Annotated in this window: 19 protein-coding genes and 5 pseudogenes; 13 read left to right on the top strand and 11 right to left on the bottom strand. The window is 71.4% G+C overall.

All coding sequences use genetic code 11. The annotated features are described in order from the left end of the window. Positions 1-203: 203 nt before the first annotated feature. The 3 genes from AS97_RS35955 to AS97_RS35960 all read left to right on the top strand — a co-directional run bounded on the left by AS97_RS35955 (position 204) and on the right by AS97_RS35960 (position 2,518). The gene (locus AS97_RS35955) at positions 204-1,193 is read left to right on the top strand and encodes an aldo/keto reductase (RefSeq protein ID WP_059144275.1); all 990 of its coding nucleotides are present in this window, start codon (positions 204-206) and stop codon (positions 1,191-1,193) included. Positions 1,194-1,474: 281 nt separating this feature from the next. Then, positions 1,475-1,606, top strand: coding sequence for a hypothetical protein (locus AS97_RS48725; RefSeq protein ID WP_260613522.1), 132 nt, complete (start codon positions 1,475-1,477; stop codon positions 1,604-1,606). A 111-nt stretch (positions 1,607-1,717) separates the two neighbouring features. Continuing rightward, positions 1,718-2,518, top strand: coding sequence for an HD domain-containing protein (locus tag AS97_RS35960; protein WP_086707658.1), 801 nt, complete (start codon positions 1,718-1,720; stop codon positions 2,516-2,518). Between the two features lie 128 nt (positions 2,519-2,646). On the opposite strand, the gene AS97_RS35965 is transcribed toward AS97_RS35960, so the two are convergent. The 3 genes and pseudogenes from AS97_RS35965 to AS97_RS35975 all read right to left on the bottom strand — a co-directional run bounded on the left by AS97_RS35965 (position 2,647) and on the right by AS97_RS35975 (position 5,472). Then, positions 2,647-3,411 carry a glucose 1-dehydrogenase gene (locus AS97_RS35965; RefSeq protein WP_059144277.1) on the bottom strand — a complete coding sequence of 255 codons (765 nt, stop codon included), beginning with the start codon at positions 3,409-3,411 and terminating at the stop codon, positions 2,647-2,649. Between the two features lie 253 nt (positions 3,412-3,664). Beyond that, a pseudogene (locus AS97_RS47860) lies at positions 3,665-3,811 on the bottom strand (TetR/AcrR family transcriptional regulator); the annotation flags it as partial. Positions 3,812-4,566: 755 nt separating this feature from the next. Then, entirely contained in the window at positions 4,567-5,472 is a 906-nt protein-coding gene (locus AS97_RS35975) for a MurR/RpiR family transcriptional regulator (RefSeq protein ID WP_125760384.1), read from the bottom strand. A gap of 121 nt (positions 5,473-5,593) precedes the next feature. On the opposite strand from AS97_RS35975, the gene AS97_RS35980 reads away from it, so the two are divergent. The 8 genes and pseudogenes from AS97_RS35980 to AS97_RS36015 form a co-directional block, all read left to right on the top strand. Continuing rightward, on the top strand, positions 5,594-6,766 hold the full coding sequence (locus tag AS97_RS35980) for a C45 family peptidase (protein WP_059144279.1): 1,173 nt from the start codon (positions 5,594-5,596) through the stop codon (positions 6,764-6,766). A 35-nt stretch (positions 6,767-6,801) separates the two neighbouring features. Next, the gene (locus AS97_RS35985) at positions 6,802-8,451 is read left to right on the top strand and encodes an ABC transporter substrate-binding protein (protein WP_086709032.1); all 1,650 of its coding nucleotides are present in this window, start codon (positions 6,802-6,804) and stop codon (positions 8,449-8,451) included. Between the two features lie 4 nt (positions 8,452-8,455). Then, on the top strand, positions 8,456-9,430 hold the full coding sequence (locus AS97_RS35990) for an ABC transporter permease (protein ID WP_059144281.1): 975 nt from the start codon (positions 8,456-8,458) through the stop codon (positions 9,428-9,430). Next, positions 9,427-10,278: an ABC transporter permease gene (locus AS97_RS35995; RefSeq protein ID WP_059144282.1), complete on the top strand. Its 852-nt coding sequence runs from the start codon at positions 9,427-9,429 to the stop codon at positions 10,276-10,278. The genes AS97_RS35990 and AS97_RS35995 overlap by 4 nt, the downstream gene beginning before the upstream one ends. 6 nt (positions 10,279-10,284) lie before the next feature. Continuing rightward, on the top strand, positions 10,285-11,301 hold the full coding sequence (locus AS97_RS36000; protein WP_210566374.1) for an ABC transporter ATP-binding protein: 1,017 nt from the start codon (positions 10,285-10,287) through the stop codon (positions 11,299-11,301). Next, complete coding sequence (locus AS97_RS36005; protein WP_059144284.1) at positions 11,298-12,155, top strand: ATP-binding cassette domain-containing protein; 858 nt, start codon at positions 11,298-11,300, stop codon at positions 12,153-12,155. The genes AS97_RS36000 and AS97_RS36005 overlap by 4 nt, the downstream gene beginning before the upstream one ends. A gap of 2,125 nt (positions 12,156-14,280) precedes the next feature. Further along, positions 14,281-14,664 carry a glycoside hydrolase family 95-like protein gene (locus AS97_RS49110; RefSeq protein ID WP_349017621.1) on the top strand — a complete coding sequence of 128 codons (384 nt, stop codon included), beginning with the start codon at positions 14,281-14,283 and terminating at the stop codon, positions 14,662-14,664. Positions 14,665-14,766: 102 nt separating this feature from the next. Further along, positions 14,767-15,021 (top strand): annotated as a pseudogene (locus tag AS97_RS36015) (helix-turn-helix domain-containing protein); the annotation flags it as partial. A 19-nt stretch (positions 15,022-15,040) separates the two neighbouring features. On the opposite strand, the gene AS97_RS36020 reads toward AS97_RS36015, so the two are convergent. The 3 genes and pseudogenes from AS97_RS36020 to ssuE form a co-directional block, all read right to left on the bottom strand. Then, entirely contained in the window at positions 15,041-16,204 is a 1,164-nt protein-coding gene (locus tag AS97_RS36020; protein ID WP_059144286.1) for an LLM class flavin-dependent oxidoreductase, read from the bottom strand. Between the two features lie 68 nt (positions 16,205-16,272). Further along, positions 16,273-16,440: pseudogene (locus tag AS97_RS36025) on the bottom strand (SfnB family sulfur acquisition oxidoreductase); the annotation flags it as partial. A gap of 2 nt (positions 16,441-16,442) precedes the next feature. Further along, complete coding sequence (ssuE, locus tag AS97_RS36030) at positions 16,443-16,997, bottom strand: NADPH-dependent FMN reductase (RefSeq protein WP_059144288.1); 555 nt, start codon at positions 16,995-16,997, stop codon at positions 16,443-16,445. Positions 16,998-17,658: 661 nt separating this feature from the next. Here ssuE and AS97_RS36035 point away from each other — a divergent pair. Further along, a complete protein-coding gene (locus tag AS97_RS36035) occupies positions 17,659-18,573 on the top strand; it encodes a LysR family transcriptional regulator (protein ID WP_059144344.1) in 915 nt (304 codons plus the stop codon). Here AS97_RS36035 and AS97_RS36040 read toward each other — a convergent pair. The 3 genes from AS97_RS36040 to AS97_RS36050 all read right to left on the bottom strand — a co-directional run bounded on the left by AS97_RS36040 (position 18,560) and on the right by AS97_RS36050 (position 21,983). Further along, positions 18,560-19,525: an LLM class F420-dependent oxidoreductase gene (locus AS97_RS36040; RefSeq protein WP_086711768.1), complete on the bottom strand. Its 966-nt coding sequence runs from the start codon at positions 19,523-19,525 to the stop codon at positions 18,560-18,562. The genes AS97_RS36035 and AS97_RS36040 overlap by 14 nt on opposite strands. Positions 19,526-19,620: 95 nt before the next feature. Continuing rightward, a complete protein-coding gene (locus AS97_RS36045; RefSeq protein ID WP_059144290.1) occupies positions 19,621-20,061 on the bottom strand; it encodes a cytidine deaminase in 441 nt (146 codons plus the stop codon). Next, positions 20,058-21,983, bottom strand: a complete 1,926-nt coding sequence (locus tag AS97_RS36050; protein WP_247204601.1) for a GDSL-type esterase/lipase family protein — start codon at positions 21,981-21,983, stop codon at positions 20,058-20,060. The genes AS97_RS36045 and AS97_RS36050 overlap by 4 nt, the downstream gene beginning before the upstream one ends. Positions 21,984-22,176: 193 nt before the next feature. Here AS97_RS36050 and AS97_RS47865 point away from each other — a divergent pair. Beyond that, positions 22,177-22,294 (top strand): annotated as a pseudogene (locus AS97_RS47865) (IclR family transcriptional regulator); the annotation flags it as partial. Positions 22,295-22,303: 9 nt separating this feature from the next. On the opposite strand, the pseudogene AS97_RS36055 reads toward AS97_RS47865, so the two are convergent. Together AS97_RS36055 and AS97_RS36060 are read right to left on the bottom strand one after the other, a co-directional pair. Continuing rightward, positions 22,304-22,708: pseudogene (locus tag AS97_RS36055) on the bottom strand (GMC oxidoreductase); the annotation flags it as partial. Between the two features lie 170 nt (positions 22,709-22,878). Then, the gene (locus tag AS97_RS36060) at positions 22,879-24,348 is read right to left on the bottom strand and encodes an aldehyde dehydrogenase family protein (RefSeq protein WP_210566376.1); all 1,470 of its coding nucleotides are present in this window, start codon (positions 24,346-24,348) and stop codon (positions 22,879-22,881) included. Positions 24,349-24,582: the final 234 nt, after the last annotated feature.

Raw genomic sequence — 24,582 nt, forward strand, 5'->3', positions numbered from 1 at the left:
GGAGGCCGCACGGACCAGAATGCTGTCCGGGGCCCGCCGGGGCCCGCCGGGGCGGCGCCGGCCGGGGCGTGTGGTTCGCCTGCCCCGTCGGCGGGGGCCGGTCCTCCGGCTTGACTTCGAGCGCGCTCCAAATCCTAGTGTCGAAGGCATTCGTCAGCCCTCGAGGTACCGCCCGGTCCGCCGGGCAGGAGGAGTATCCGCGCATGATCACCCGAACCGCGCTCGGTTCGCCCGGTCTCACCGTCAGCGCGATGGGCCTGGGGTGCATGGGGATGAGCGAGAGCTACGGCGCCGCCGACTGGGACGGCGGCCTGGCCACCATCAACCGGGCCCTGGAGCTGGGCATCACGTTCCTGGACACCGCCGACGCCTACGGCACCGGGCACAACGAGGTGCTGGTGGGCCGGGCCATCCACGGCCGCCGGGACCAGGTGCAGCTGGCCACCAAGTTCGGCATCGACCGCAGCGCCGGTGACCGGGCACGCCGCATCCGCGGTGCCCGGGACTACGTGCTGCGCGCCTGCGACGCTTCGCTGCTGCGGCTGGGCGTCGAGGTGATCGACCTGTACTACGCCCACCGCCCGCCCCAGGACGTGGAGATCGAGGAGACCGTCGGGGCGATGGCCGAGCTGGTCGAGGCGGGCAAGGTCCGCCATCTGGGACTGTCCGAGGTCGACGGCGAGTTGCTGCGCCGGGCGCATGCGGTGCACCCGATCACCGCGGTGCAGAGCGAGTACTCGCTGTGGACCCGCGACGTCGAGGCGGTCACCCCGGTGATGGCCGAGCTGGGGGTCGGGTTGGTGCCGTACTCGCCGCTGGGGCGGGGGTTCCTGACCGGCGCCCTGGACCGCTCCACGCTGGGCGAGAAGGACTTCCGGCGCGCCAACCCCCGCTTCGCCGGCGAGGCGGGCGAGGCCAACGAGAAGATCGCGCAGACCGTGCGCGAGGTGGCCGACCGGCTGGGTGCCACCCCGGCCCAGGTGGCGCTGGCCTGGGTGTACGCCCAGGCCGAGCGGCTCGGGGTGGCGGTGGCGACCATTCCGGGCACCCGCAGCCCGGCCCGGCTGGAGCAGAACGCGGCCGCGCTGGAGCTCACCCTGGACGCCGAGGCGCTGGCCGCGCTGAACCCGCTGAGCGACCAGGTGATGGGCGAGCGCTACCTACCCGCGCACACCGCTGAGATCCCTCGGTGACCTCGCCGATCACGACCAGCCGGGGCCGGGCCAGCGGCGCCTCGTCCTGCTCGACGGCGAGGATCGCGCCCCGGTTGTCGGAGCCCGGGGCGATCTCGCCGTAGGAGACCAGCGCCCGGTACCCGTCCGCGTCCACCGCGAGCACGCCGACGCGCGGCTATGTCGGCCTCGGGACTGGCGGCTCGCAGGTTGAGGTGTCGCGTATTCCTCGTTGAGGTCGGTCCTGGTGTCACCGTGTGTGGTCGCCAGGGGCGTATCGGCTCCAGGTTCCTCCGGCTTCCGTGACCAGGCGGGTGGCGGTCGCCGACGTCATCGCCTTCCCGGCCAGTGCCGATGCCCGGTTCGTCAATGGCGTCCAGCTCCCGGTCGACGGTGGACTCCGGGCCTCCTCGGGCCGGCCCCGCATGTTCTGAGCACCCCGGGTGGCGAGAATCGGGAGCTGTTTGGCATTCTCGCCGCTGTTTGACTCGACGGCGCATTCGTAGGCTCTCGGTAAATCAACCGCCGATGAGAGAGCCCCTCAGATGACCGACGAGAACAAGAGCGCAAAGAAATTCGCCCGGCGTACGATGCTGCAACACGGCGCCGGTATCGCCGCGGTGGGAGCGATATCCGCGCTCGCCACCACGGCATCCACCGCGCCTGCCGCCGCACGCACCACGGGGGCGAAGTCGACCCCGGGCACCCTGCCCTCGACCGTGGCCGGGGTCCGCATTCCCGACAGCGGGCTGGCCCGGGAAGCCGTGACCTACGCACAAAAAGTGTGCTCCGCAACAATCTTCAATCATTCCCTGCGGACGTATCTCTTCGGCGCTCTGATATTCGACCGACGCGGCGTCACCTACGACCGGGAACTCGTATTCGTCGCGGCGGTTTTGCATGACCTCGGACTGGTCGAGGCGTTCCGGACCCCGACCGAGCGCTTCGAGGTCGACGGCGCCGACGCCGCACGGAGATTCCTGACGGAACGACATGTGCCGGCCGAACGGGCGGAACTGGTCTGGGACGCGATCGCCCTCCACACCAACGTCGGCATCGCGACGCGGAAGAGGCCGGAGATCGCCATGATCTCCGTCGGCTCCGGTATGGATTTCGCCGGAAACGACCTCGAGCAGCTCCCGTCCGACGCTCTCGAGGACGTGCTCACCACCTTCCCCAGGGAGGGGTTCAAGAAGAACGCGATCGACACGATCCTCTCGCTGTGCCGCACCAAGCCCATGGCGGAGCTCATGCACCCCTTCGCCGAGGTCGGCCGGCGTCATATCCCCGACTTCTCGGTGCCCACCGTGGAGGATCTGGTGCTCGCCGCGCCCTTCACGGAGTGATGGAACGTCGTGGTGAACGGACCGAAGCCCATCTGGGGCGCCCAGAACACATACAGCGGAATCGGCAGCGTCCCACCCAGAGCACCGGCGGGTGCGCGAGGCGCTGGCGGACCGCGACCGCGCGGCCGCTACGCCGCGATGACGGCCGCCGTGGTGCGACCGCCGTCGACGTCCAGCACGATGCCGTGGACGAACGCGGCCTCGTCACCGGCGAGGTAGACCGCGGCGTGTGCGATGGCCTGCGGACTTCCGAGGCCCCCGGCCGGGGTGCCGTTCATCATGACGTCGCCCGGGTGCACCTCGCCGGGTACGGGTGTGTGGACCACTCCGGGAGAGATCGCGTTCACCCGCACGCCGCGCGGGCCGAACTCGGCCGCCCAGGCGCGCGTCAGGGTCTCCACCGCGCCCTTGGTGGAGCTGTAGAGCGCGCCGATTGGGATGCCCAGCCGCGCGATCCAGGACCCCAGATTGATGATCGCCCCGCCACCGGCCTCGGCCATGGCCGGAGCGACCGCGGCGGTCAGGAAGAACGGTGCCTTCACATTCACCGCGTAGACCCGGTCGAAGGCCGTCTCATCGGTGTCCACGGTGCTGTCGCCGGGGTAGACGCCGGCGTTGTTGACCAGGATGTCGATGCCTCCGCCCAGAGCCGACGTCGCCGCCTCGGCCAGGGCGCGGGACGCCGCGGCGCTCCCGTCCAGATCCGCCGGTACGAAGTCGGCCCGGCCGCCCCGCGCGCGGATGGCGCCGACGACCTCCGCGCCCCGCTCGGCGCTGCGCCCGGACACGATCACGTGCGCACCCTCGGCGGCGAACCTCTCCGCGACCGCCCGTCCGATGTTGCTGGTCGCACCGGTTACCAGAGCCCTTTTGCCCTGCAGTCGTCCACTCATCACGTGCTCCTGCCACGCTCGTTATCCGCACCATCGATGTCCCGCGGGGCACGACCTCGATCTCGGTGAGGTCGGACGCGCGGGCACCGCCCGGATCCGCCCGGGGGCCATGCCACTGTGCGAAGAAAAAAATGGACTTGCAAGTCCATTCGCCGCCGTCGGTGCGGGGGTGGCCTGCCCGTCCGCCGCCACCCCGATCAGGCCGCGGCGCGCCGCAGATCCCCGATCCCCTGATCGAGCGCGGCCCGCAGATGAAGAGCTGGCTCTTGCTGGTGCGGGTGCGCGCCATGACGTCATCGAGGGTGGCGATCGACACGTCCTTCTCGCGCAGCACCGCGGCCGCGCCCTCGATGATCCGGTTCCGGGTGGCCTTCCCCTTCGCCGTCAGCTCCTTGTGCATGACGTCCCCCCTCGACTGGACTGACTGTTCCGGTCTACTGGGTGAGGTTCCGGGTCAGGATCGCGGCGATCCCTTGGTGGCCGCCGGGATGCCTGGTGTCGGCCACAGCGCCCGGGCGGCGGCGGGCAGGCCGTCGACCGCGTCGGGGCCGAGCGTGGCCCCGGGGGCGGGGGCGGGGGCGGGGGCGCCGCGGCGGCGATCTCATGGCCGGCGGCGGCGATCCGCCGGACCGCGCCGGGTTGGCGCAGGGCGGTGTGCTCGGGGACGAACCAGGCGGCCGGCAGCGTGTACGCGTCCAGCAGCTCCAGCAGCCGCGGAACGCCCCGGCGGATCCCGTACGTCCCGGCGAGAGGGTCTTGGGCCGGTGCCTGGCTGACGGGTGCGGCCGGAGCCAGGACAGCTCGGCGTCCAGGGTGAGGGTCGGCGCCACCGCGCAGCGGGCGCCCTCCGGCCGCCGCGGGCGTGGTTGCCGCCGCCGGGCACCGGTGCCGCCGGTGCCGCCGGTCCCGGCGGTGCCGCCGCTGCCGGGGTGGGCGGGTCCGTCCTCGTCATGCCACGCTCCTCGGGGGCCGCGCCTGCGATCGCCACCAGCCGGCGATCTGGGCGCCCGGGGCGAACCACACGTCGCCCGTGCGCCCGATGTGGTCGAAGCTGAGCATGACGGCGCCAGCGGGCCCCGTCCGGCCAGACGGGCGGCGGTTCGCGGTGCATGGCGTCCTTTGATCCTCGAGGGTCGCGGGGTCCGGCCCGGGCGGTCAGCTCTTGCGTGGCCGGGGCTCGGACCGGTCGATCAACTGGCCGCGCAGCACGGTCAGTTGATGGGAGGCTTCGACGGCCCGGGGCTCGTCCAGGGAGGCGAGGGCCAGGACGAGGGTGTCCATGACGACGATGCCGGCCAGCGATTCGGCGGTGATGCCGGTGGGCGTGTGCGGAGCGCTGATCACCACATCGGCATGGGTGGCCAGCGGGCCCGTGGGGACGTCGGTGACCAGTACGACGCCCGCGCCGACGGCCCGCGCCCGGTCGGTGAGCACGGTGAACTCCCGCAGCCGGCGGCCGGGATGGAGGATCACCACCGCGTCGCCGCGGCCGAGCCCCAGCAGTTCGTCGGCCATGGTGAAGCCGGTGGCGCCGACGAAGCGCGCCCGGCGGCCGGCCCGGCGCAGCTTCAGCACCAGATGCCGGGCGGCGAGTTCCGAGGCGCCGACGCCGTAGGCGACCACCTCGTGCGCGTCCGCCAGCATGTGCACCGCTTCCTTGAGCACATCCGTCTCCAACAGGCGGCGGCACTGGTCGAGACGCTCCGCGGCCTCGTCGAAGACCCGGTCCTTGACCTGGTCCAGATCGTGGCGGCCGACGCGGGCGATGCGCTGCTTGAGCCGCTCCTCGGGGGCGGTCGCGGAGGTGAAACCGGCGGCCAGCTCCCGCTTGAGCGCGGGCAGCCCGGCGTAGCCGAGGCGCTGCAGCGCGCGGACGACGGTGGCGTTGCTGGTGCCGCTGGCCGCGCCCAGCTCCTGTGCGCTCGCGAAGAGCAGATTCTCCGGTGGGGCGCTCACCAGGTACTGGGCCACCACCCGCTCGGAAGCGGACAGCTCACCCCACATATCCCGGACCGCGGAGGCCAGCCGTGTCGCCCCGGTAACGTTGTTCGGTTCGCTCATTACAGCTATTGACTTCCCTGTTACGGACATTACTATCTGGGTTCATCGTTCCAAGAACGCTGATTTCTGAAACAAACATTACAGCCCCTCGTGGGTCCGGGCCTCAGAACACAGGAGCGCCATGACAGCCGCCACCCTCCCCATCGTCGAGATCTCCGGCCCGCCGGCCGAGCGCGGCCGCCAGTACGGCGAGGCGGCGCGCGGAAGAGTCGGAGCGGCGCTCGCCTACTACGAGCAGGCGTTCGGCGAATCGTCCGGGCTGACCTGGGACCAGGTCACCGCGCGCGCCGAGCGCTGGCTGGAGCCGGTGCGCGCCTACGCCCCCGAACTCGTCGAGGAGATGAGCGGGATCGCCGACGGGGCGGGGGTCGGGCTCCTGGACGTGCTGGCGCTGAACGCCCGCGGCGAGATCATCTACGACCAGACCTTCGCCCGGATGCGCGCCCGGGCGGACGCCCCGGCGGACGTCACCGACGACCGGGAGGTGACCGACGGCTGCACATCCTTCGCCGTGCTGGGGGAGGCGAGCGGCGACGGCCACGTCTACTGCGGCCAGAACTGGGACTGGCGGGCGGGTGTCGCGGACACCGTCATGATGCTCCGGATCGTCCAGCCCCCGCGCCCCACCGTGATCATGCAGGTGGAGGCCGGGCAGATCGGCCGCCAGGGCGCCAACTCCGCGGGCGTCGCCCTCAACGCCAATGGTCTCGGCGGCCGTTTCGACGATGCCATCGGGCTGCCCCAGACCGTGATCCGCCGCCGTGTCCTGGACAGCGAGTCGATCAGCGGGGCGGTCGACGTGCTGTGCCGCACCCGCGGCCACATCGCCAGCAACGCCCTGCTGACCTGCCGCGAAGGCTTCGCCCTCGACCTGGAGACCACGCCGGGCGCACACGGCTGGATGTATCCCACCGAGGGCCTGCTCGTCCACGGCAACCACTACCAGACCACCGTCCCCGTCCAGCTCGCCGCCCGCTACCGCCCCGAGTCCTCCGATTCGCTGATCCGGGTGCCCCGGGCCGAGGCCGGTCTGCGCCGGCTCCGCGAGGCCACCGCGCCGGACGAGTCCCGCAAGCTGATCCACCAGGCCATGTCCGACCACCTCGGCCACCCCGAGGGGCTGTGCACCCACCCCGACACCCGGCAGCCCGAGGTCAAGTGGTGGGCGACGCTGCTGTCCTCCTGCGTGGACCTGACCACCGGCGACTACCACGTGACCCCGGGCACCCCCTGCGACCACGAATACCAGCACCTGCCCTGGAACCTCTACGACGGTCCGCACGCCCCCAACTGACGCGTCTTCACGTCCGAACGACCAGAGAGCCTGCCATGAGAACCAAGCTCTGTACCACCGCAGTCGGCCTCGCGGGAGCCCTGCTGTTCACCGCCGGGTGCTCCGGGGCGACCTCCGGGTCCGGCGGCGCGACCGTGGATCCCGCCAAGCTCAAGCTCACCGACACGACTTCCAAGGCGTCCGGCGCGGCCACCACGGTGAACTGGATCGTGGAACAGGAGCCCGCCTCCCTGGACATGGACGCCCAGGGCGGCAGCAGCACCCGCACCGTGATGGCCAACATCTGCGAGCGGCTGCTCCTGCTCCGGCCCGATATGACCACCACACCGCGGCTGGCGAAGAAGGCCGAGTACACCGGCGACAAGAAGCTCGTCCTCACCCTCCGCGACGACGTCACCTTCCACGACGGCGCCACGATGACCGCCGACGACGTGGTGTGGAGCCTCAAGCGGCACGCCCGGCCGGAGATGAACGAGTCGGACGAGTACGAGGACGTCGACACGATCGCCAAGACCGGCCCGTCCGAGGTCACCATCACCTTCGAGAGGCCGAGCGCCCTGTTCACCAAGGCCCTGGCCGGTGATGCCGGGATCATCATGGAACGCAAGGCGGTCGAGAAGCAGGGCGATGACTTCGGCACCCCCGGCCACCCCGACGCGTGCACCGGACCGTACAAGCTGAAGAGCTGGGACTCCGGCTCCGCCCTCACCATCGAGCGCTACGCGGACTACTGGGACGACGGCGTCCGCCCGCTGACGAAGGAGGTCGTCTTCCGCTGGGCCTCCGGCAGCGCACTGGTCAACTCCATCTCCACGGGTGCCGCCGACGGCGCCTATCTGACGGCCACCGGCCCCGCCGCCGTCCTGTCCAAGAAGAAGGGCATCCGCGCCTACTACGGACAGAGCACCACCGCCTGGTCGCTCAGCCCCACCAAGAGCGGTGCGCTGAAGGACGCCCGGCTGCGCAAGGCGCTGTCGCTGGCCATGGACCGTAAGGGCATCGCCACGTCCGGCTTCAACGGCCTCGCCGAGCCCTGGGCCACCCCCGTGGGCCCCGGGGCGTGGGGCTATGAGAAGGCCGCCTTCCAGAAGGCGCAGAAGGACCTGGAGCACAACGGCGCCTACACCGCCTCGCCCTCGTCGGACGACATCGAGCGGGCGAAGAGGCTGGTCGAGCAGGCCGGGGCGCCCGGCGAGCCGATCGTCGTCTCCAGCGACGGCAGCGAGAGCCAGACCGTCATCACCAACGCGGTGCGCGGCGCGGCCCAGAAGATCGGGCTGAAGGTGACCGTCAAGACGATCGCCTCCAGCCGCTACGACGAGTTCTTCTCCGACCCGAAGTCCCGCGACGGCTTCGACCTGATCCCGGTCGACTGGTACATCTCCAAGGCCGACCCGGCGGGCTTCTACGACAACGGCATCACCGGCAATGCCAACAACTGGCTCGGCTACTCGGACCAGGGCTATGACGCCCTCGTCGGCAAGGCCCAGCAGACCATCGACGACCGCGAGCGCGCCGAGCTCGTCATCGACGCGCAGGCCAAGTTCGCCGACGACGCGGTGTGGATCCCGCTGGTGCAGGTGCCCTCGGTGATGGTGCTCGGCGACAAGTACACCGGCCCGCCGGCGTCCATGGTGTCGATGTACTACCCGTGGGCCGCCGACCTCGGCACGAAGAAGGGCTGACACCATGATCCGCGGACTGCCGCGACGGATCGCCGGCCTGCTCGCCACGCTGCTCGCCGCCTCGTTCGTCATCTTCGCCGCCGTCTACGCGGCCCCCGGGGACCCCGCCGTCCTCCTCTCCGGCAGCAGACAGGAACTCACCCCGGAGAAGCTCGCGGCGGTCCGCGCGCAGCACCACCTCGACGATCCGCTCGTCGTCCAGTACGGCCGATGGCTGTGGGACGGCCTCCAGGGCGACCTGGGCCGGTCGTTCCAGTACCGCGACCACGTGGCCGACCTGATCGGCGCCCGGCTGCCGACCACCCTGGAACTCGTCGCCTACGCCACGGTGTTCTTCGTGGTGCTGGGCGTCGGCTCCGGGGTGCTGGCGGCGCTGCGCCGCGGCTGGGTGGACTCGGCGGTCGTCGGCGGCACCACGCTCGCCGCCTCCGTCCCCGCCTTCGTCGCGGCCATCGCGCTGGTCTCCCTGTTCGGGGTGCGGCTGGGCTGGTTCCCGGTGACCGGCCAGGGCGAGGGGTTCACCGGCCGGCTGCACCATCTGACGCTGCCCGCCTTCGCGCTGGCCCTCAGCGCGCTCGCCGTGATCAGCCGGGTCACCCGGCAGGCGATGGCCGAGGCGTACGCCTCCGACCATGTGGAGGCCGCCCGCGCCTCCGGACAGACGGAGCGCCAGATCGTCGCCCGCCATGTGCTGCGCAACGCGCTCGGCCCGATCGTCACCATGTGCGGGCTCGTGATGGCGGGCATGCTCGCCGGAACGGTGGTGGTCGAGACCGCCTTCGGCCTCAGCGGCGTCGGCTCACTGCTGGTGAGCGCCATCACCACCCACGACTTCCCGGTCACCCAGGCGGTGCTGCTGCTGATGGTCATCGGCTACGTCGTGGTGACCACCCTGGTCGACCTGGTCCATCCGCTGATCGACCCCCGGGTCGCGCCGGGCGGGACGCCGGGACGCAAGCCGGAAGGAAAGACCGCATGACGACGGTGACTGCCGGGGCCCTGATCCCGGTGCGGGTACGGACCCGACGGCCGGTACAAGTGATGCTCGCGGGCGGCTTCCTCGCCCTGGTCGTGGTGGCGGCGGTGTGCGCTCCCCTGATCGCCCCGCACGCGCCCGACGCGGTCGACCTGTCCGCCTCGCTCGCGGGGACCACCTCCGAGCATCCGCTGGGCACCGACGCCTCGGGACAGGACCTGCTCTCCCGGGTCCTGTACGGCGCCCGCTCCAGCCTGCTGGCACCCCTGGCCCTGCTCGCGCTGGCCGCGCTGCTCGGCGTCACCATAGGGACGGTCGCGGCGTGGCGCGGCGGCTGGGTGGACACCCTGCTCTCGCGGGTGACCGACGTGATGTACGCCTTCCCGGGCCTGCTCTTCGTCGTCCTGGTGATCGCGGTCTTCGGCGACGGCCTCACCACGTCGATCGTCGCCCTGGGGCTCGCCTACGCGCCGACCATCGCGCGCTACACCCGCAGTCTCGCCCTCGCCGAGCGGTCCCAGCCGTACATCGACGCCTACCGGGTCCAGGGCATGAGCGGGACCCGGATCTGCGTACGCCACCTCGTGCCCAATCTGGCCGGTGCCCTCGTCGGCTATCTCGTGGTGCTCTTCGGCGAGGGGCTGATGAGCCTGGCCACCCTCAGCTATCTGGGCTTCGGTGCCGGATCGCCCTCGATCGACTGGGGGCTGATGGTGCAGGAGGGGCAGGACGCCGTGGTGCAGGAGGCGCTGCTGCCGGCCCTCGTACCGGGCGCGGCCATCGCCGTCGTCGTGGTGGCCTTCAACATCGTCGGGGTCTGGGTCTCGGACCGGCTGGGCAAGGGGAGGTAGGCGGCCATGCTGCTGGACATCGAGGATCTCACCATCCGGCTGCCCGAAGGCGCCGCCGCCCGGCCGATGCTCGCCGAGGTGTCGCTCAGGGTCGGCAGGGGTGAAGTGGTCGGCCTGGTCGGCGAGTCCGGCTCCGGCAAGTCCACGACGGCCCGGGCGGTGCTGCGCATGCTCCCCGAGGGGGCGCGGACCTCCGGCTCCGTACGGGTCGACGGCGAGGACGTCCTCTCCATGGACCCGGCCCGGCTGCGCCGGCACCGGTCCCGCACCGTCTCCATGATCTTCCAGGACCCGCGCTCGGCGATGAACCCGGTCCGCCGGATCGGCGACTTCCTCACCGATCCGCTCACCCGGGTCCTCGGCCTGTCCCGCCGCGCCGCGGTGGCGAAGGCGATAGAGCTGCTGGCCTCGGTGGGCCTGCCCGACCCCGAGCGCCGGATGCGCCAGCGCCCGCATGAGCTGTCCGGCGGCATGCTGCAACGGGTCGTGATCGCCGCGGCCCTGTCCACCGGCCCCGACCTGCTCCTCGCCGACGAGGCGACGAGCGCGTTGGACGCGACCACCCAGGCGGAGGTCCTGGCCCTGCTGCGGGGCATCCAGGAGGAGCGGCGGCAGGACGGCAGCGGCCTCGGCACGCTCTTCATCACCCACGATCTGCCGCTCGCGGCGGCCTACTGCGACCGCGTGTATGTGATGTACGCGGGCCGCGTGGTGGAACACCAGCCCGCCCACGGTCTCTTCGCCGACCCCAGGCATCCCTACACCCGCGGTCTGCTGGACTGCTCGCCCACCCTGGAGGACGACCGCGAACCGCGCCCCATCCCCGGCCGCCCGCCGTCCCTGTCCGACGCCTTCACCGGCTGCCCCTTCCTCCCGCGCTGCGCACGGGCCGAGGCGGAGTGCGAGAGCTGGGCGCCGGTGGCGGTTCCGCTCGGCGGCGGTGACGGCGACGGCGGCGGACCGGAGCAGGGCGGCTCCGCGGCCTGCCGCCGACTGGAACTCGTATCGAGGAGCAGCGCATGACCGAGCCCGCACTCGTCGTACAGGGGCTGCGCAAGAGCTATGCGCTCCCGGGCGGTGGCCGGACGGCGGCCGTGGACGATGTCTCCTTCTCCGTGCCGGCCGGCGGCTCGCTGGGCATCGTCGGCGAGTCCGGCTCCGGCAAGACCACGGTGGCCCGGATCCTGGTGGACCTGGTGCGCCCCGACGCGGGGACGATCACGGTGAACGGGCGGGAGCGCACGCCCGGGCGGAGCGGCGGCCGCATGCCGCTCGGACCGGGCGCGCGCAGGGCGGCCCGGCTGGGCCGCGCCCGCGAGATCCAGATCGTCTTCCAGGACCCGTACGTATCGCTCGACCCGCGCCTGACCGCGCGTCAGTGCCTGCGCACCGCCCTGCGGCTGCACGGCCGGTACGAGGAGCGGGCCGCCACCGACCGGATCGCCGAGCTGCTCGACCAGGTGGGCCTGGGCAGGCGGGAGGGCGACGCCCGCCCGCGGGGCCTGTCGGGCGGGCAGCGCCAGCGGCTGGCCATCGCCCGCGCGCTCGCCGTGGAACCGGAGGTGCTGGTCCTGGACGAGGCGGTGGCGGCGCTGGACGTGTCCATCCAGGCGCAGATCCTCCGGCTGCTCGCCGACATCCGCCGGGAGACCGGCGTGGCCCTGGTCTTCGTCAGCCATGACCTGGCCGTCGTACGGCACATCACGGACGACACGCTGGTGATGCGGCGCGGCCGCGCGGTGGAGACGGGCCCGACGGCCCGGGTGCTGGACACCCCGGCCGATCCGTACACCCGGCTGCTGTTGTCGTCGGTGCCGCACGACGGCTGGGATCCGGCGGAGACGGTACGGCTGCGGGCGGAGCTCGCCGAGCTGTGACCGCGACCGCCGATGGCGAGACATCGGCTCACTCTGGCCCTCGATGGCTCAGTATGAGGAGCTGAGCCCGCCTCACCTGCGAATACGTAATCCGTCGAATTTCTATACGTCGGAGGTATTCCCAGGTACCCCTGTGCCCTGCACCATGCCGGTAGTTCACCACCGGATAGGGGAGGCACATACGTGACCGCGCCAACAGGGGACGGGATCTCTCGCAGAGGTGTGATCGGCACGGCCGCCGCGGTCGGCGCCGGCGGCTGGCCGGCCGGATCGGGCACCGCCTGGGCCGCTCCCCAGGTGTCCGGCGGAGCGGCGGCCCTGCCCGAACGGATGGTCAGGGCGGCCGCCCCGCGGTGGCGGCGGATGCCCGGCGACTGGAAGGACGGCCCCTTCCTGGCCAACGGCCTGCTCGGCGCGGTGGTGTACAAGGGGGCGACGCCCAACTCCGTGAAGGTCATGCTCAGCCACACCCAGGTGCAGGACCAGCGCCCCCAGTGGCGCGCCCCGTACGGCTTCTCCCGCCTGCCCATCGGCCACTTCGACCTCACCCTCGCCGGAGAGGTGACCGGTATCGACTGGATGCTCGACCTCTGGGACGCCGAGCTGCGCGGCACCGTCACCACCACCCGGGGCAGCGTCCGTTTCACGATGCTGGTGCACAACGCCCGCAGCGCGCTGCTGATCTCCACCCGGCCCAGCGCCGGTGAGGAGGCCGCGGCCTGGTCGTTCACCTGGATGCCCGCGGCCTCACCCCGGACCAAGGACAAGCCCGCCGACTACACGGGCAACCCCGACCCCCGCACCGGCTCCGCGGGCGACACCCACTACGTCGAACAACCGCTGATCGCGGGCGGCGGATGGACCACCGCCTGGCGGGAACGGCGCGTGGGCACCGGCAGGCTGCTGGCCGCCCATATCGTCTACCGCCACCCCGAGGACCTGTCGCACACCACCCAACTGGCCGTCGCCGAGGTGGCCAGGACCCTGGCCACCGACCCCGACGACCTGGTGCGCTCCCACCGTGCCTGGTGGCACCGCTTCTACCAGCACAGCCTGGTCTCCGTACCCGACAAGCGGCTGCAGAGCTTCTACTGGATCCAGCTCTACAAGGTCGCCTGCGCCACCCGCGCCGACGGGCCCTCGATGTCCGAATGGGGGCCGTGGTACCCGGAGACCGGCGGGAGCTGGACCGCGGTCTGGTGGAATCTCAACGTCCAGATCGCCACCTGGCTGGTCCAGGGCTCCAACCACCTCGAACTCGACTCCGTCACCTCCACCTTCAAGGAGTTCGAGAAGAATCTGCCGCTGTCCGTCCCGCCGGAGTACCGCGACGGCGACACCTACGCCCTCGCCCACCCCTCCGACTGGCTGCTGCGCCCCGGCGACAAGACCGTCGGCGTCCCCGGCACCGCCACCAAGACCGACAACAACGGCAATCTCATCTGGGCCATGCACAACGTCTGGCTCAGCTACCGCCACACCATGGACATCCGCATCGTGCGCGACGTCCTCTACCCGATCCTCGCCAAGGCGGTGAACTTCTACGACCACTTCCTCCACGAGGGCGGCGACGGAAAGCTGCATCTGCCGCTGACCCGCTCACCGGAGTGGGCGGACGCCGAGGACTGCACCTACGACCTCTCGCTGCTCCGCTGGGGCTGCGCCACCCTCCTGGACTGCCTGCGCATCCTCCGGACCGACCACCCCCGAGCCCGGCGCTGGCGCGAGATCCTCAACCGCCTCGTGGCCTACCCCCCGCGATGCCACCGGCATCATGATCGGCGCCGACAAGCCGCTCACCGAGTCCCACCGCCACTTCTCCCATATGCTCTGGCTCTACCCGCTGCACGAGCTGGACTGGGACCGCCCGGCCGACCGGGACATCATGCGGACCACCTTCGACCACTGGGTCAAGGACCGCAGCCTGTGGGCCGGTTACAGCTACGCCGTCGCCTCCTCCATGGCCTCGCGCATGGAACGGGCAGAGGAGGCCCTCGACTTCCTCACCTTCCTCACGGACGGCAACCTGATCAAGAACGCCTGGATCACCCCGAACACCATGTACGTCGAGGGCGGCAACCTCGCCACCGAAAGCCCCCTGACCGCGGCCCAGTCGATCCTCGAAATGGCCGTCCAGAGCCACAACGGCGTCCTGCGGGTCTTCCCCTCCGTCTCCCGCCGCTGGCCCGACCTCTCGGTCCACTCGCTGCGCACCCAGGGCGCCTTCCTCGTGGACGCCGACCGCTCGGCCGGGCGCACCCGCTGGATACGCGTCCACAGCGAGGCCGGTGCCCCGCTCGTCCTGCACCATGGCATCCCCGGCCCGATCGACGTCCGTGACACCCGCGGCCGCCCCCTCCGCTACCGCCGCACCGGCCCCGGCCGCATCGAGATCCCCCTCGCCCGCGACGCGACGGCCCTCATCACCCCCCGGGGCCACCGCCCGGACCCGGCCCCGCGCGATGTCCCGGCCGTCGGCGACGCCAAGCTGTGGGGACTGCCGGACTGAATCGAGGCCGCCCGGACAAGCGGCCGCCCGGACAAGGCGATGAGCGCACCCCTGTCGAGCAGGGGTGCGCCCTGGAAAAGGTCCTCGACAGCCGGGGCCGCCCAGGCCCTTCGCGAACACGCGGGCCTCACGCGGGCTCAGTTCGGGGAGCTGGTCCGATTCTCGAAGCACACCGTGGCGTCGGTGGAGCTGGGGCGGCGCATGCCGGACGAGTCGTTCGTGGAACGGGCGGAGGAGGCCCTGGGCAACACGGGCGCGCTGCGGAGGGCGGCCCGATTCCTTGCGCGTGGTGAACCGGGGCTCGCGGTGTGGTTCCGGCGGTGGGCGCGGCTGGAGCGGGTGGCGGTGAGCCTGTGCGACCGACGTCACCGGGTCATCAGGAGCTGCCCGCCGCCGCGAACGGGACCTGGGCGGAGGGCTGTTCGGCGGTGGCGGGGGAGTGGAAGGGGTGGGACCACAGGCCCTGCCGCCGTAGCAGGGGCAGGACGCCCTCGCCGAACCAGTACGCCTCCTCCAGATGCGGATAGCCGGACAGGATGAACTCGTCGATGCCGAGGCGGTGGTATTCGGCGATCCGCTCGGCGACCTCGGCGTGGCTGCCCACCAGGGCCGTGCCCGCGCCGCCGCGGACCAGGCCCACACCGGCCCAGAGATTGGGGTAGATCTCGAGGTTGTCCAGGCGGCCGCCGTGCAGGGCGAGCATGCGCTGCTGGCCCTCGGACTCGCTGCGGCCGAGGCCGGCCTGGATGGAGCGCACGGTCTCGGGGTCGAAACCGTCGAGCAGTCGGCGGGCCTCGGCCCACGCCTGCTCGGCGGTGTCGCGGGTGATGACGTGCAGCCGGATGCCGAAGCGGATCGTACGGCCCTGTTCGGCGGCGAGGGCGCGGATCCAGGCGATCTTCCGGGCGACCTCGGCCGGGGGCTCGCCCCAGGTGAGGTAGACATCGCAATGGCGGGCGGCGACCTGGCCCGCGGCGGCGGAGGAGCCGCCGAAGTACACCTGCGGGAGCGGGTCGGGGAGCCGGGCCAGCTTGGCGCCCTCGACGTGGAGGTGTTCGCCGGCGGCATCGACGGTCTTGCCGTCCCACAGGTCGCGGACGATGCCCAGGAACTCGCCGGTGCGGGCGTAGCGGGCGTCCTTGTCCAGGAAGTCGCCGTAGCCGCGCTGCTCCTGGCTCTCGCCGCCGGTGACCACGTTGAGCATCAGCCGGCCGCCGGTCTGCCGCTGGTACGTGGAGGCCATCTGGGCGGCGAAGGTGGGCGAGAGGAAGCCGGGCCGGAAGGCCACCAGGAACTTCAGCCGTTCGGTGTGCTGGCTGACCATCGCGGTGGTCAGCCAGGCGTCCTCGCACCAGGCGCCGGTCGGGGTGAGAGCGCCTTCGAAGCCGAGGTGTTCGGCGGCGCGGGCGATCTGGGAGAGATAGCCGACGGACGGCGGGCGGTCCCCTCCGGCCGAGGTGACGGGGGTGCCATGGCCCCCGCCGACGACATGGCGGCTGTCGCCGTTGGTGGGCAGGAACCAGTGGAAGGTGAGGGACATGGTGCGGCTCCGTTCAGGGGTCAGCGGGGGTGGGGCGGGGGCTGGAGGAGGCCGTGGCGGGGTGGTTCCGCCGGCAGTCCGGACGTGGACAGCCGGTCCAGTCGGGCACGCGGCAGCCTGCGCCGCGCATCGCGCTCGGCGGCGCCGGTACGGAACTCCTCGGCCGGCGCCGCGGCCACCTTCAGCTTCTCGGTGTCATCGGCGATGACATGGGCGGGCTCGGGCAGGGACGACACGGTCAGCTCGCCGCGGCCAGGACGGTGGTGTGGCCGAGCGCCGCCGAGAACTGGTCGACGACCTGCTCCAGCGCTTCGGCGGCCCCCGCCGCCACGCTCACCCCGCCGTCCGGCTCCACCGTGATGTCCTTGTCCAGGGTGAACCAGCCCTGGACGATATGGGCCGCGCCCATGGAGGAGAGCACCGGCCGCAGCGCGTAGTCGATGGCCAGCACATGGGCGGTGGTGCCACCGGTGGCCAGCGGCAGCACGGTCTTGCCCGCGAGCGCGTACTGCGGCAGCAGATCCAGCAGGGACTTCAGCAGCCCGGAGTAGGCGGCCTTGTAGACCGGTGTTCCCACGACGAGCCCGTCCGCCTGCTCGACCAGCGCCTTGGCCCGGACGATGGCCGGGTGCGAGAAGTCCGCGCCGAGCAGCGCGGCGGCGGGGAGGGTGCGGACATCGAGCGGCACCACCTGATGGCCCTGGGCGGTCAGCCGGGCGTCCAGATGGCGCAGCAGCCGGGCGGTGCGGGAGGTGGCGGAGGGGGAGCCGGAGAGGGACAGGACGGTGGCCATGAGTAACCCTTCGTGATGCGGTCGAGGCGGTGGGATCGGGAGCCGGTGGGAACGGCGGTGGGAACGCCGGCGGCGGTCAGGGCAGCGCGGGCACGGGCTCCGGCAGCTCCCAATAGGCGAAACGGAGGGGTTCTGCGGGCATGGGGAACTCCCGGTGGAGCGAATACGGGCACGGCGAATCGGCGCCCTGGCGTCGCACGGAATTCATCCGGGGCGGGGCGCGGAAAGACCGGGCAGCGCGAATGGGCGCAAAGGCGGGACAGTGTGGCCGCATTTTCTCGGTGGCGGCGGCTAAAAGCCTTTCCCGATCATGGGAGGCGGCGGGGAGCGAAGCGGAGGCGATCCCTCAGGGCTCGCTCGGACCCGACGTCAGGTCAAGCCCGACAGCAACAGGACGCGCTGGAGACACGCGCGAGGTCGACGTGGCGTCGCCGCGTGAGGTCCTGTCGCTTCATGTCACCGATCCAACCAGGGGGAAGTCCTGCCGGTCAAGAAGGCCCGGGGTCCATTCCATATCCCGGACGCATGGGCCGGGCCGCGGAATTCCGCGGCGCCCGCTTCGAGATTACCCGGAACGCGGGCCGGGGAGTGAGTCGGTATTCATGAGACCGTGACAGGGCTTCCCTTGAAGCAGGCGCACCGGGCGGGCATCGTGCGGCGTGTGCGAATTGAACAGCTCGAATACATCGCCGCGGTCACCCGCCTCGGCTCACTCCGCCGCGCCGCCGAGGAACTGCATCTGTCCCAGCCGGCGCTGAGTGAGACCGTGCGCAATCTCGAACGCGAACTCGGCGTGGATCTGCTGGAGCGCAAGCGCTCCGGCGCCACGATCAGCGCGGAGGGACGGGAGTTGCTGCCGCATATCGCCACCGTCATCGAGGCCGTCGACCGGCTGCGCGACGCCGCCGGTGACCAGCACCGCGTCAGCCGGATGATCCGGCTGGGCACGGTCAACACCGCGACGGTCCCGCTGCTGATCCCGGCCGTCCGGGAGTTCCGCGCCACCCACCCGGTGACCCAGGTCGAGGTGGTGGGCGCACAGCAGACCGAGATCCACCGGGCGCTGCTGGAGGGCAGCGTCGATCTGGGCCTGGTCAACTACCTCCGGGGGGACGACGTCCCGCCCGACCTCGAGACCACCGAGCTGCTGCGCGGCCACCCGGTGGTCTGTCTGCGCCCCGACAGCCCGCTGGCCGCCCGGCCGACGGTGAGCGCGGCGGATCTGGTGGACGGGCGCGAGCCGCTGATCGTCATGCGCTCCGGCTATCTCATGCACCGCTTCATCCACCGGCTGCTGGCCGGGCGCACCCCGTCCTTCTCGTACTCCACCGACGGCGCCGAGATGGGCAAGCTGATGGTGGCCGAGGGGCTGGGCGTCACCGTGCTCCCCGACTTCAGCGTCATCGGCGACCCCCTGGAGCGCGGTGGCGCGATCACCCATCGGCCGCTCGCGGACGGCGAGGACACCGAGGTGCTGCTGGTGATCCAGCGCCGCCGCTCTGGCTCCGTCCCGCGCGCCGTACGCGATCTGCATCAGCTCTTCGTACGGCGCGCGGGGACCCCTACAGCTCCCTGAGCGCGGGCAGCAGCCGCTTCTCGGCCCAGTCCAGGAACGGCCGCTGGTGGTCACCGCCGATCTGGACGAGGGCGACGTCCGTGAAGCCCGCGTCGGCGAAGGGCCGGATCAGCTCCGTGAACTCCTCGACGTCATCGCCGCACGGAATGGACGCGGCCACGTCAGCGGGCCGGACGAACTGGGTCGCGCCCGCGAAGGAGGCGGGCCCCGGCAGCTCGGAGTTGACCTTCCAGCCGCTCCCGAACCAGCGGAACTGGTCATGGGCGCGCGCGATCGCCGCGTCCCGGTCGGGGTCGTAACACACCGGGATCTGGCCGATCCGGGGCTTCCCGCCACCGCCGTTGCGCTCGAAGTCCCCCACCAGCTCCGGCTTGGGCTCCGTGGCGATCAGGATGTCGGCCAGCCGCCCGGCCAGCCGGCACGACTGCGGCCCGGAGACGGCCACGCCGATGGGCGGCGGCTGGTCCGGCAGATCCCACAGCTTGGCCGAGTCGACGTCGTAGTGGGTGCCGTGGTGGGTGACATAGCCACCGCCGAACAGCGCCCGGATGATCTCGATCGCCTCTTCCAGCATCTCGTGCCGCACATCGGCCGACGGCCAGCCCTGCCCGATCACGTGCTCGTTCAGGTTCTCACCGGACCCGAGCCCCAGCCGGAACCGCCCCTCGGACAGCTGCTGGAGCGTCGCCGCCTTCTGCGCGACCACCGCCGGGTGATAGCGCACGGTAGGGCAGGTGACATACGTCGTCAGCGGGATCGAGGACGTGGCCTGCGCGGCGGCGCCCAGCACGCTCCAGGCGTACGGGGCGTGCCCCTGGGAGTCCAGCCACGGGGCGTAGTGGTCGGAGGTCACCGAGAAGTCGAACCCGACCTGCTCGGCCCGGACCACGTCGCCGACGAGCTGACGTGGTCCGGCCTGCTCGGTCATCATCGTGTATCCCCATCGAACCATGGCTCCCGAGTACCGCCCCCTCCGGCGTCCAAACGAGCCGAACGGCTGGTCACCGTGGGTCGTAGCGGCTCACGTGCGGTAGACGCGGGACGCGGTCACGGCGTGGTGGTCCGGCCGTCGTGCTCCTGCTGGTCGTCGTCGTGCTCCTGGTGGTCCTGCCAGCGGTAGCTCTCGGGGAGCAGCTCGGCGACGGGCACGGCGCGCGGGCGCCCGCCCGCGCCGACGATGACGCGCAGGTCCGGGAAGTAGTCGAGCATCACCTGGCGACAGCGGCCGCAGGGAGGGATCACCCCGCGGCCGCCCACGGCGACCATGGTCACCAGGTCGTACGCGCCCTGGGCGGCCGCCGCGCCGATGACGACGAGTTCGGCGCAGGGGCCGCCGGTGAAGTGGTACGCGTTCATCGCGGTGATGATGCGCCCGTCCCGGTCGCGGGCCGCCGCCGCCACGGTGTGGTTGTCGCCGCGGCTGCGCGCGGCCGCCACCTGAGTCGCGGCCTGGATGAGGTCATGGTCGACGGAATGAGGCGTGGTCATGTCCGGAGCTTGGCAGAAATGACCGGCGCCAGGCGGTCGGTGATGGTCCGGTGGCCCTTGTCGTTGGGGTGGACCGAGTCCGAGAGGTCGTCGGGGGCGAGCCAGCCGGTGGTGTCGATGTAGGACGACCTCGCATCGCCGAAGGCGGTCACCGCGGTCTTGGTCTCGGTGCCGAAGCGGCCGCTGAAGGTGCGCAGGGCGAAGATCCAGGCGTTCGGATAGGCGGTGCGGACCTTACGGAGAAGGCTGGTGTACGAGGTCTGGAACTGCGCCGAGCTCACCCCGCGCCCCACATCGTTGGTGCCCAGGTTGATGACGACGGCATGCGCCTGGTAGCGGGAGAAGTCCCAGTCGGGGGTGGCGGCGTTCGGGTTCAGCTTGGTGAACTGCCGCTCCAGGCTCATCCGGTCGTCCGCCGTGTCGACGAGGGCGGCGCCGCCCTGGGCGATCTGGGTGTGGTCGGCGCCGAGTCGTTCGCCGATGAGCCAGCCGTAGGCGGTGCGGGCGTTCTGCGAGGTGGTGGTGCCGACGGTGATGGAGTCGCCGACGAATTCGATCAGCTTCTCCGGAGTGGGCGGGGTGAAGGTGGTGGCGCCGCTGTCGAGGGTCAGGCCCTGGAAGACCGCGTCACCGTGATAACTGCCCGCGACCACTTGGTAGTTGACCTGAAGTGTGTGGTTTCCGGCGGCGAGCGGGGCGGGGGTGAGGTTCACCGTGCCCTTGGCCTCGTCGTAGAAGGTGGCGGGACCGCCGTCGATGCTGGCCCACAGGTCGATCGCACCCCGCTGCTCGAGCTTGACCGTGCGGCCGGTGAAGCCGGTGCGGAAGTAGGCGCCCGCCCAGTAGGGGGTGTAGGCGGTAGTGGAACTCTTGGTGTCCCAGCGGCCGCCGAACGTGATGTGGGGGTCGCCCGGCCGTCCGGGTGCGGCGGCCTCGAGGGGTGCGGAGTTGAGTTTCGCGGCGATGACCGGGGCCAGGCGGTTCGCGAACTTGGTGTGGCCCGCCTCGTTGGGGTGGCCGTTGCCGTCCTCGTAGTCCGTGCCGTCGGTGAGCCAGCCGCTGGTGTCGACGTAGGACACCTTCGCGTCCCCCGCGCCGTTGCGCGCGCCCACGGCCGCCTTGGTCTCCGCCACATAGCGCTTCTTGAGGGTCTGAACGGCGAAGAGGGCCGCGTTCGGGTATTTCGCGCGGATGTCGCGCAGGAGGGTGGTGTACGCCGACTGGAACTCGGTGCCGGTGACGCCGTGCCCGATGTCGTTGGTGCCCAGGTTGATGACCACCGCGCTCGCCTGGTAGCGGGAGAAGTCCCAGTTCTGGTCGCCGGTGGAGGCCGTCTTGAAGAACTGGGAGGCGAGGCCCACGCAGCCGCCCTTGCCGACCAGGCAGTAGCCCGAGCGGGCGATCTGGGTGTGCCGCATGCCGAGCTGTTCGCCGGTCTTCCAGCCGTATGAGTCCAGCGCCAGCCGGTCGGTGAGGGCGCCCGCGGTGATGGAGTCGCCCACGAACTCGATGAGCCCGGACGGGACGCGGGGGGCCACCGTGCCCGCGCCCGAGTCGAGGACCAGGCCCTGGAAGACGGTGTCACCGGAGCGGTAGGAGACACGGAGGGTGTGGTTGCCCTGGGGGAGTGGCGTCGGGGTGAGATTGACGGTGCCCCTGACACCCGCGTAGAAGACATCGGCGCCGCCGTCGACGCTGGCGTAGAAGTTCACCGCCTCCCGGGCCTTGATCTTCACCGTGGTGCCGGTGAACGCCGTCTGGAGGTAGCCGCCGGTCCAGTTGGGGACGGCGGCGGTGGCGGAGCCGAGGTCCCAGCGGCCGGTGTAGGCGATGTTGGGGTCGGTCACCGAGCCGTTCCCCAGGGCCGCTGCCCGTGCGGTGGTGCTGATGCTCAGCCCCAGCGCACAAAGCGACGCGGTCATGACAATCAGCAGAAGTCTGCGTAAGACGTGCGGGATCGAGGGCATGGGGGTCCTCTCGGGGAGAGTGCGGGGGTGGGGCCTGGGAGCGCTCCCAGGCTGGGTTGCCTCACGATGGAAGCGATGAATCGGTTCAACGTCAAGGTGTGCGGCCACGGTTACGATGTGCGCCGCGGCGGAAACCGGTGGGGTGCGCGAGGTGGATCCACGGGTGCGGGCGGCGCGGCCGTATCTGGACGAGGCGTCCGACGCGCTGGGCGAGACCATTCACCTCGCCCGGCTGGGACGGCGATGTCGTCCATCTCGCCACGCGACACCGCTGGTCAGGGATGCCCTCGCTTGATCATGTCCGCGCACTTCTCGCCGATCATCATCGTCGTGATGCACGGATTGACGGCGGTGAGGTGCGGCATGGCCGACCCGTCCGCGACCCGCAGCCCCGTCACGCCCTTGACCCTCAGCCGCGGATCGAGCGGGGCGTCCGGGGCGTCGGGCGCGCCCATCGGCACGGTGCACGCCGGGTGGTAGACGGTGTTGTGGGTCTCGCGGATGTAGGCGGCCAGCTCGTCGTTGCTGTGCACATCGGGCCCGGGGGCCAGTTCGGCGCCCGCCCACAGGGCCAGCGCGGGCCGGGCGGTGATCTTGCGGGCGAGCAGCAGACCGCGGGTCATGATGTCGATGTCGTAGGGGTCGGTGAAGTAGCGGGGGTCGACGCGCGCCTTGGCGCGGGCGTGGCGCAGAAAGCTGTTGCCCTTCTCCTGCGGTTCGACCGGGTAGTCCCAGTCGTGGCCGGAGCCCAGCAGCCCCAGCCAGCGGTTCAGCCGCAGGATGTTGTCGTCCCCGACGTCGGACGGGCCCGCCTCCAGCAGGCAGACGCTCCCGGACGACTCGCTCGCCGTCATTCGAACCACCGCTGCGGACGTGGCGCGGTGTTGCGCCAGATGTGCTTGAGCTCCTGGTACTCGTGCAGCCCCGACGGGCCCAGCTCTCGGCCGATACCGGACTGCTTCATCCCGCCCCACTCGGCCTGCGGGACATACGGATGGAAGTCGTTGATCCATACGGTCCCGGCCCGCAGCCGGGACGCCACCCGCTGCGCCTTCTCCGCGTCCTGCGTCCACACCCCGCCCGCCAGGCCGTATACCGTGTCATTGCCGAGCGCCACCGCCTCGTCCTCGTCCCGGAACCGCTCCACGGTGAGCACCGGGCCGAAGGACTCCTCCTGCACCACGGACATGTCCGGGGTGCAGTCGTCCAGGACGGTCGGCAGGAAGTAGTAGCCCTTCTCCAGGTCAGGATCGTCGGGCGGGGTCCCGCCGCAGCGCAGCACCGCGCCCTCGTCGATCCCCGCCGCCACATAGTCGATGATCTTCTGGCGGTGCTCGGCGGAGATCAGCGGCCCGGTGCGGGCGTTCTCGTCGAACGGCCCGCCCAGCCGGATGTTCCGGGCGCGATGAACGATCTCGTCGACGAACGCGTCATGCAGCTGCTCCTGGACCAGCAGCCGGGCGCCGGCCGAGCAGACCTGTCCGGAGTGCAGGAAGACCGCCGTGAGCGCGTAGTCGACCGCGGTGTCGAAATCGCAGTCGGTGAAGACGATATTGGGGTTCTTGCCGCCCAGTTCCAGGGCCAGCTTCTTCACCGTCGGCGCGACGGCCGACATGATCCAGCGCCCGGTGGCCACTCCGCCGGTGAAGGACACCATGTCCACCCGTTCGTCCGTGACCAGCGGCGCGCCCGCGGTGGCCCCCGGACCCAGGATCAGATTGCCGGCGCCACCGGGCAGCCCGGCCTCCGTCAGCAGCCGCATCAGATGGATCGCGGTGTGCGGGGTCAGCTCACTGGGCTTGAGGACGAAGGTGTTCCCGGCGGCCAGCGCGGGCGCCACCTTCCAGGCCGTCTGCAGCAGCGGGTAGTTCCACGGCGTGATCAGCACACAGACCCCGACCGGTTCGTGCACCACCCGGCTGTCGATCTCCGCGCTGCCCACCTCCATCACGCGGCCGGCGCCGGCGGAGGAGGCGAGGTTGCCGAAGTAGCGGAAGCAGTTCGCGATGTCGTCGAGGTCGTACTCGCTCTCGACCATCCGCTTCCCGGTGTCCAGCGACTCGGCGCGGGCGAGCGTCGCCTTCTCGCGCTCCAGCAGATCGGCCACCCGCAGCAGCAGCCCGCCCCGGTCGGCGGCCGGGGTACCCGGCCACGATCCACGGTCGAAGGCGTCCCGGGCGGCCGCCACCGCGGTGGCGGCGTCGCCCGGCCCCGCCTCGTCGACCACGGCGACCAGCGAGCCGTCCGCCGGACAGCGGATCTCGCGGCTGTGTCCGTCGAGGGCGGTCGTCCAGTGGCCGCCGATGAACAGCTCCGGCATGGGCTCCTCCGGGCTCGGACGACAGGGCCGCGGTCCCGAGGTGGATCCGTCGACGCACCCGGCCGGTCCACACACTGAGCGTAAGTGGCACGGGTCACGCTCGCACGGCGTGGGGGGCGGCGGGGGCGGCGGGGAGGTGAGCGGGTGCCTCGGTGGTCTGGGTGGTTTCGGTGCGCCTGGTGGTCCCGGTGGTCTGGGTCCGGGAAACCATATTCCGGCGAGACGTGTGACCGG

It is taken from the genome of Streptomyces sp. AgN23, assembly GCF_001598115.1.
GTDB classification, from domain to species: Bacteria; Actinomycetota; Actinomycetes; order Streptomycetales; family Streptomycetaceae; genus Streptomyces; species Streptomyces antimycoticus.